Annotated in this window: 7 protein-coding genes; 2 read left to right on the top strand and 5 right to left on the bottom strand. The window is 73.0% G+C overall.

The genetic code is table 11. The features are described from left to right. Positions 1 to 204 precede the first annotated feature (204 nt). Positions 205 to 1473, top strand: a complete 1269-nt coding sequence (locus Pth03_RS07040) for a CysS/YqeB C-terminal domain-containing protein (protein ID WP_203943287.1) — start codon at positions 205 to 207, stop codon at positions 1471 to 1473. Here Pth03_RS07040 and rraA read toward each other — a convergent pair. The 4 genes from rraA to mshB are packed head-to-tail and all read right to left on the bottom strand — an operon-like array spanning position 1455 to position 3711. After that, positions 1455 to 1946, bottom strand: a complete 492-nt coding sequence (rraA, locus tag Pth03_RS07035) for a ribonuclease E activity regulator RraA (RefSeq protein WP_203943286.1) — start codon at positions 1944 to 1946, stop codon at positions 1455 to 1457. The two genes, Pth03_RS07040 and rraA, sit on opposite strands and share 19 nt — an antisense overlap. Continuing rightward, positions 1927 to 2448 (bottom strand): hypothetical protein, encoded by a 522-nt coding sequence (locus Pth03_RS07030; RefSeq protein ID WP_239118820.1) that lies wholly within the window; start codon positions 2446 to 2448, stop codon positions 1927 to 1929. Before Pth03_RS07030 ends, rraA begins: the two co-directional genes overlap by 20 nt. Further along, entirely contained in the window at positions 2418 to 2795 is a 378-nt protein-coding gene (locus Pth03_RS07025) for a DUF6113 family protein (RefSeq protein WP_203943285.1), read from the bottom strand. The genes Pth03_RS07030 and Pth03_RS07025 overlap by 31 nt, the downstream gene beginning before the upstream one ends. 10 nt (positions 2796 to 2805) lie before the next feature. Further along, on the bottom strand, positions 2806 to 3711 hold the full coding sequence (gene mshB / locus Pth03_RS07020) for an N-acetyl-1-D-myo-inositol-2-amino-2-deoxy-alpha-D-glucopyranoside deacetylase (protein ID WP_203943284.1): 906 nt from the start codon (positions 3709 to 3711) through the stop codon (positions 2806 to 2808). Positions 3712 to 3768: 57 nt separating this feature from the next. Here mshB and Pth03_RS07015 point away from each other — a divergent pair, with 57 nt between their 5' ends. After that, positions 3769 to 5844 carry a S9 family peptidase gene (locus Pth03_RS07015; RefSeq protein WP_203943283.1) on the top strand — a complete coding sequence of 692 codons (2076 nt, stop codon included), beginning with the start codon at positions 3769 to 3771 and terminating at the stop codon, positions 5842 to 5844. Between the two features lie 37 nt (positions 5845 to 5881). Here the strand turns inward: Pth03_RS07015 and Pth03_RS07010 are convergent, their stop codons facing one another. Continuing rightward, a complete protein-coding gene (locus tag Pth03_RS07010; RefSeq protein WP_203943282.1) occupies positions 5882 to 7630 on the bottom strand; it encodes an ABC transporter ATP-binding protein in 1749 nt (582 codons plus the stop codon). Position 7631 lies beyond the last annotated feature (1 nt).

The following is a 7631-nucleotide window of genomic DNA, read 5'->3' as shown; positions in this document are numbered from 1 at the left end:
GACACCGCCGAACAACACCGACGGCGCCACCCCGGACCACGGCCCCGGCGGCGAGCGGAGACCCACCGTAAGAGACGGACTTCCCCTGACAAAGCCGCCAGCGTGATCAACGAGATGATCGTCGCAATGCGTGCCGACGACCCGCGACTGGTTCCCGATCGACCGCTGATCGGGCTTCGGGAGGAACTCGTTTAGGCTCGGAGGATGCTGCGGATCTACGACACGGGTACGGGCCGCCTGGAGCCGGTGGCCGCTCCCGGGTCGCGGGTTGTGCGGATGTTCGTCTGCGGCCCGCCCCCGCACCGGTCCGCCCACCTCGGCGATCTGCGCACGCTGCTGCTGGCCGACCTGGTCGTCAGGGTCGCCGACCGGCAGGGGTTGCGGGTGGTCTCCTGCACGAGCGTCGCCGACGTCGGCCACCACGGCGAGGCCGCCGCTGGTCCCTCAGAGCCTTCCGAGGCCGCCGGGCCTGCCGGGGCCGCCGAGCACGACGAACCCACTGCGGCCGCCGAACCCACTGAGGCCGCCGAGCACGCTGAACCCGCCGAGCACGCAGAAGCCGCCGAGCGGTTCGACGACGCTCTGCGCCGCGACGCCCTGGCCATGAACATCCGCGCCCCTGAGCGGTCCCTGCGGGAGTCCGAGCACGCGGACGCGGTGATCGAACTCGTCGCCCGGCTGATCTCCGCCGGGCGTGCCCGCCCCACGGGCGACGGCGGCGTGGTGTCGGGCCCGCACCGGCTCTGGACACCCTCTCCCGGGGGCTGGGACTCCCCCTGGGGGCCCGGAGCGCCCGGCCCGGACGCCTGGTGCCCGGCCCTCGCGCTGCGCCTTCTAGGCGAGCGCCACGACCTCCACGTCAGCGGCGCCGGGCGGCACGGCGACGCCGTGGCGGCGCTGTCGGCCCCGGCCGTGCGGCATCTCCGCGGTGGCCGTCTGGACGTCGAGACCGCCTCGCTCGGCGAGATCACCGCGACCGGCCTCGACCCGCTGGCCGTACGGCTGGCGCTCATGGAGCGGCACCACCGTGAGGACGTCCGCCTCACCGAGGACGATCTGCGGGCCTCCGCGCGGACGCTCACGCGATGGCGGCGACGTGTGGCCGAATGGGCGGAGTCTCCCAGCCGCCCCATCGACACCGCTCACGCGACGGCGATCCGGGAGGCGCTCGACGACGACCTGGACACGCCGTCGGCCCTGCGGCTGCTGCGCGACCTGGAGACCGACGAGTCCGTCGCGCCGGGGTCCCGCTTCGAGACGTTCCTGCACCTCGATCATGTGCTCGGCCTCGACCTGTCGATCGACATCGGAAAGGTTCCGGTGCTCCCCGCGGGGGCGGGCGAGCTGCTCGATGCCCGCGAGCGCGCGCTGGCGGGCGGAGACTGGGCCGCCGTCGACAGGCTCCGCGAGGAGCTGGCCGGCCTCGGCGTCGAGGTCGCCGACACCCCGGAGGGTCAGACCTGGGCGTTGTGAACCGGGAGCGCGCCGACGACCACGCCGTCCTCATCGCTGTAGAGCCAGTCCCCCGGGACGAACGTCACCTCCCCGAAGGTCACGGGGATCTCCACCTCACCCCGCCCCTCCTTGGCGCTTCTGCGCGGGTTGGAGCCCAGCGCCTTCACGCCGAGGTCGAGCCCGGCCAGCGCCGCCGTGTCCCTGACGGCGCCGTTGACGATCACCCCTGACCAGCCGTTCCGTACGGCGGAGGCCGCGACGAGGTCGCCGACGAGCGCCGAGCGCAGGGAGCCGCCCCCGTCGACGACGAGCACCCGCCCGGTGCCCTCCGTCGCCAGCACCCTTTTGACCTGCGCGTTGTCCTCCAGGCACCGGACGGTGGCGATCCGGCCCAGGAACCGGGCGCGGGAGCCGTACGAGCGGAATTGGGTGACGCAGCTGCTCAGTGCCCCGGGATGGGCGTCGAACAGGTCAGAGGTGGTGAACGTCATGATCGGATCCTCCCCCGCGGCCTCGCCGCCACCGGGCGGAATGGTGCGGATAGCCGCCGTCGTCGAGACCGGCCAGCCGCTCGAACGGGTTCCACGACGCCGGGTGCCCGCAGAGCGCGTAGGAGACGCCGGAGGCGATCACATACAGCACGATCATGGGGAGGCCGACGCAGGCGGCGTACTGGCTGGCGTGCCGGGCCTCGTGATCGAGCAGCCGGCCGGTGAGATACCCCTCGGGGTTCTTGGTGAGCACCACATTGCCCACCGTGAACGCTCCCGCCACGGGGAACGGGATGCGGTAGCCGTGGGCGAAGATCAGGCCCTGCTCGCCCCTGCACGGCTTCGCGCCGCCGATCAGGGCGATGAGCAGCCCGGCGGGCGTGGAGAGGTTGGCATAGTTGATCACCTGCCGAGTCCGGTGCCATCGCCGCATCTCCTCAGGATCGGCGACGGCCGCCCCGAGGTAAAGCGTCAGGAGCCGCCCGGCTCCTTCAGCAGCCACGACCCGGACGACGGGGTGAGCATTACGCCGACCGCGATCGCGACCGCCCCGCCGTACAGGTAGACGAAGCCCGACGTGTCACCGGAGATGGCCAGGTCTCCGGCCGGTTGCTTGGTGGCGAGCACGAAGGAGACCACGAGCCAGCCCAGCGCCGGGACCGTCGCGCCGAGCTTCCCGCCCATCAGCCGGCCCATCACGTACGCCATGGCGAACAGGACGGGCAACCAGGCGATGGCCGCCAGCGGCACGGCCCCGGTGTACCAGGAATGCTCGAAGCCGCCGACGACACCGAGGACGAACCCCAGCAGGAAGAGCACAACGTACGCCGCGCCCGTTATCGGTGACATGCCGCTGAGGCTAGCGGATGCCCGCGAACAGGTCCTCCTCGCGGGTGTACGGCTCCCCGATCCCGCCGGCCTCGTGCGGGGCGCCGACGCCCGACGGGCCGGGGACCCCGGCACGGAGGATGAAGTGCTCCACCCCGAGCACCTGCTGGCCGATCTTGTTGGACAGCGCGAACCAGGGGGCGTCCACGGCGATCTGGGTGGCGTGCGCGCGCATGGCGTCGAGCTTGGCCTCCACGAATGCGCGGGCGTCGATCTCCGTGGTGACCTCCTCGTCGGCGCAGCCGAAGGGCATGTCATCGGTTTCCGGACTCCAGAAGTCCACATCCGCCTCGCTCATCGCGTCGGCGGCCCGCCTCATGACCGACCTCGGCATCGCCGTGTAGTAGAACTTGGCGACCCGCCACGGCTCCCCGCCGGGATGGGAGCGATCGGCGGCCATCTCGAAGGCCCGCCAGGCCACCCGGTGGGCCTGGATGTGGTCGGGGTGGCCGTAGAAGCCGTTCTCGTCGTAGGTCACCATGACCTGCGGCCTGACCTCGCGGATCACGGTGACGAGCTCGGCCGCCGCCTCGTCGACGTCGGCCTGCCAGAAGGAGCCCGGCCGGTCGTTGGAGGCGACGCCCATCATCCCCGAGTCGCGCCAGCGGCCCTGCCCGCCGAGGAAGCGGTGGTCGGTGACGCCGAGCGCCTTGCACGCGGCGGCGAGCTCCCCGATGCGGTAGTGGCCGAGCGTGTCGCCCCTGTCGGCGGCGTGGTGGGCGAGCTCCGGCGGGATGACCTCACCCTCTTCGCCGAGCGTGCAGGTCACCAACGTCACGTGGGCTCCCTCGGCCACGTATTTCGCCATCGTCGCGCCCGTCCCGATCGACTCGTCGTCAGGGTGGGCGTGCACGAGCAGCAAACGCCGATCAGTCATGGATTCGAGCCTAGGTCATCGCCGCCATCGTTCGGCAAGCTGACAGTATGGGGGGCTATGACTGAGAGCTTCCCGCGTCTGCATGCCCGGACCAGGCGGTTCACCCTCGGGGTCCCGCGTGGTTTCACGATCTCCCCCGACGGCGGCCGCGTCGTCTTCCTGCGCACGCGGTCGGGTACGGATCCCGTCACGTGCCTGTGGGAGCTCGACACCGTCTCCGGCGAGGAACGCCTGGTCGTCGACCCGCACGCGATGGGAGCGGCCGACGAGGATCTGCCCGCGGAGGAGCGCGCCCGCCGGGAGCGGTCGCGGGAGTCCGCGGGAGGCGTCGTCGCCTACGCGACCGACGGCGAGGTCCGCCAGGCCGTCTTCGCCCTGTCGGGCGAGCTTCACCTGGCCGAGATCGCCACAGGCGCCGTGCGGACGCTGCGGACGCGGGGCGGGGTGATCGACCCCCGGCTCAGCCCGGACGGGACCCGGGTGGCCTACGTCTCGGCGGGCGCCCTCCACGTGCTCGACGTCGCGACCGGCGAGGACCGGGTGCTCGCCGCCCCCGAGGCCGAGGAGGTCTCCTACGGCCTGGCCGAGTTCATCGCCGCAGAAGAGATGGACCGCATGCGCGGCTACTGGTGGGCCCCCTCGGGCGACCGCCTGCTGGTCGAGCGGGCCGACGAGAGCCCCGTGGACCTGTGGCACATCGCCGACCCGGCCAACCCGGACCGTCCTGCGGTGCCGCAGCGTTACCCCGCGGCCGGTACGGCCAACGCCGACGTGTCGCTGTTCGTCCTCGGCCTGGACGGCTCGCGCGTGGCCGTGCCGTTCGTGCAGGAGTATCTGGTCACGGCCGCCTGGAACGGGCACGGCCTGTCCATCGTCACGCTCTCGCGCGACCAGCGGACCATGCGGCTGCTCGCGGTCGACCCCGAGACGGGCGCCACGGAGCTCGTGCGCGAGGACACCGACCCGGCGTGGGTGGACATCGTGACCGGCGTGCCCGGCCACCTGTCCGACGGGCGCCTGGTCTGGGCCGCCGTCGCCGACGGCGGCCACCGCCTGTTCATCGGCGACCAGCCGGTCACGCCGCCGACCCTGCAGGTCAGGGCGGTGCTGGACGTCGACGGCGACACGGTGCTCTTCCAGGCGTCCACCGAGCCGACCGAGATCCAGCTCTGGGTCTACTCCGGCGGTTCGATCCGTCCCGTCACCACCGAGGCCGGCGTGCACACCGGGCGCTTCGCGGCCGGTGTGACCGTCGTCGTACGGCAGAGCCTCGACGCCGAGGGCGCGTCGGTGGCGGTCGTGCGCCCCGACCGCTCGCCGGCGTCGATCGCGTCGGTGGCCGAGCGGCCGGGCCTCGAACCCCGCGTCTCGCTGGTGCGCGCCGGCTCGCGGGGCCTGTCGACGGCCGTTGTGCTGCCGTCGTGGCACGTGCCCGGTTCGGCCCGGCTGCCCGTCCTCATGGACCCGTACGGCGGGCCGCACGCCCAGCGCGTGCTCGCGGCCGGCCGGATGTTCCTGGAGCCCCAGTGGTGGGCCGATCAGGGCTTCGCCGTGATCGTCGCCGACGGACGCGGCACGCCCGGCCGGGGCCCCGCGTTCGAGCGCGAGATGCTGCACGACTTCACCCTGGCCCTGGAGGACCAGGTGGACGCCCTTCAGGGGGTGGCGGCGCTGCACCCCGACGACCTCGACCTCAGCCGGGTCGCGATCAGGGGCTGGTCGTTCGGCGGCTACCTCGCGGCGCTGGCCGTGTTGCGCCGTCCCGACGTGTTCCACGCCGCCGTCGCGGGCGCGCCGGTCACCGACTGGCGGCTCTACGACACCTGCTACACCGAGCGTTACCTCGGCCACCCCGACGAGGGGCACTACGAGGCGTCGTCGCTCATCGGCGACGCCGAGAAGCTGGAACGGCCGCTGCTGCTGGTGCACGGCCTGGCCGACGACAACGTGGTCGCCGCGCACACGCTGCGGCTGTCGTCGGCCCTGCTCGGCGCCGGGCGGCCGCACACCGTGCTGCCGCTGTCCGGGGTCACCCACATGACCCCGCAGGAGGTCGTCGCGGAGAACCTCCTGCGGCTCCAGCTGCAGTTCCTCACGTCGTCGCTCGGCGGGGAGTTCCCCCACCACGAGTGAGGCGGATCCCCCCGCGCGCGCCGCGCGCGGGGGGATCTCAGCGGCTCTTGCCGTGCCAGCTGTCCCAGAGCGCGGCGTACGCGCCCCGGGCGGCGACGAGGTCGTCGTGGGAGCCGAGCTCGCTGACCCGGCCGTCCTCGACGACGGCCACGCGGTCGGCGTCGTGGGCGGTGTAGAGCCGGTGCGCGATCGCGATCACCGTGCGCCCGTCGAGCACGGCGGCGAGTGACCGCTCCAGGTGCCGGGCGGCCGTCGGGTCGATCAGCGAGGTGGCCTCGTCGAGCACGAGCGTGTGCGGGTCGGCGAGCACCAGCCTGGCGAGCGCGAGCTGCTGCGCCTGCGCGGGCGACAACGCCTGCCCGCCTGAGCCGACGACCGTGTCCAGCCCCTCGTCGAACGCCTCCGCCCACTCCCGGGCGTCCACCGCCTCCAGCGCCCTGCGGACGTCGGCGTCGGTCGCGTCCGGCCGCCCGATGAGCACGTTGTCGCGCAGGGTGCCCCGGAACACGTGATGCTCCTGCGTGACCAGCGCGACGTGGCCGCGCAGGTCGTCGAGCGGCAGGTCGACCAGCGGCACGCCGCCCACGGTGACCGTGCCGGTCCGGGGCCCGTGGATGCCCGCCAGCAGGCGGCCGAGCGTGGACTTGCCCGCGCCCGACGGGCCGACCATGGCCAGCCGCTCGCCGGCCCGCACGTCGAGGTCGATGCCGTGCAGCACGTCATGGCCCTCGCGGTAGGCGTAGCGCACGCCGGAGGCCCGCAGCTCCTCGCCGTCCGGCCGGGCCTCGCCCGCCACCCGGTCGTCGGGCACGTTGACGACGCCGAGCAGCCGCGACATGGAGGCGCCGCCGACCTGGAGCTCGTCCATCCACGACAGCACCCGGTCGAGCGGGTCGATGAGCTGCTGGACGTACAGTGTGGCCGCCGTGACCTGGGCGAGCGAAACCCAGCCCCAGGTGTGGAACAGGCCGCCCAGCAGCAGGGTCGCCACGATGGGGATCACGTAGCCGACCTCGACGGTGGGGAACCAGACCATCCGCAGGCCGAGGGTGTAGCGCTCGGCCGCGAAGGAGCCCGCGATGTCGCCGTCCGTCCGGCGGTGACGGCGGTCCTGCAGGCCCAGCGCCTCGACGGTCCGCGCGCCCTCGACCGTCTCGGCCAGTCCCTCGGTCATCTCCGCGTATGCCGCGTTCTCCCGCAGGTAGCCGTCCCTGGCGCGGTTCAGGTACCACCGGGTGGAGATCCACAGCACGGGCACCGCCACCAGCAGCGGCAGTGCCATGACCGGCCCCACGAGCAGCAGGGCGCCGACGGCGAACGCGCAGGTGACGAAGGCGATGAGGGTCTCGGGCACGGCCTGCCGTACGGACCGGGACAGAGCGTCGACGTCGCGGGACGTGCGGGTGATGAGGTCGCCTGAGCCGGCGCGCTCGACGGTCGACAGCGGCAGGGCGAGCACCTGCTCGACGAAGTCCTCCCGCAGCTCCGCCAGCACCTTCTCGCCCAGCCGCGAGGACGCGTAGACCGCGAAGCGGATCAGCACCGCCTGCACGACGACGAATCCGCCGATGGCCAGCGCGATCATGTCGACGTCGACGTCGCCGGTCCTGTCGGCGACGGACTGGACCAGCTCGCCGAGCAGGCGCGGAGACACGAGCCCGGACGTCGCGGCGAGGGCGTGCAGGGACAACGCGAGCGCGAGTTCCCTCGGATACTTCAGAGCCAGCCGACGCGCGTAGGCGCGGACCTGCGCGCGGTCGGCGACCGGCAGGATGCGACTCGCCATG

The sequence above is a fragment of the Planotetraspora thailandica genome, assembly GCF_016863335.1.
Lineage (GTDB): Bacteria > Actinomycetota > Actinomycetes > Streptosporangiales > Streptosporangiaceae > Planotetraspora > Planotetraspora thailandica.
The sequence above is the reverse complement of the archived record's forward strand: the minus strand, read 5'-3'. Positions and strand labels throughout refer to the sequence as shown.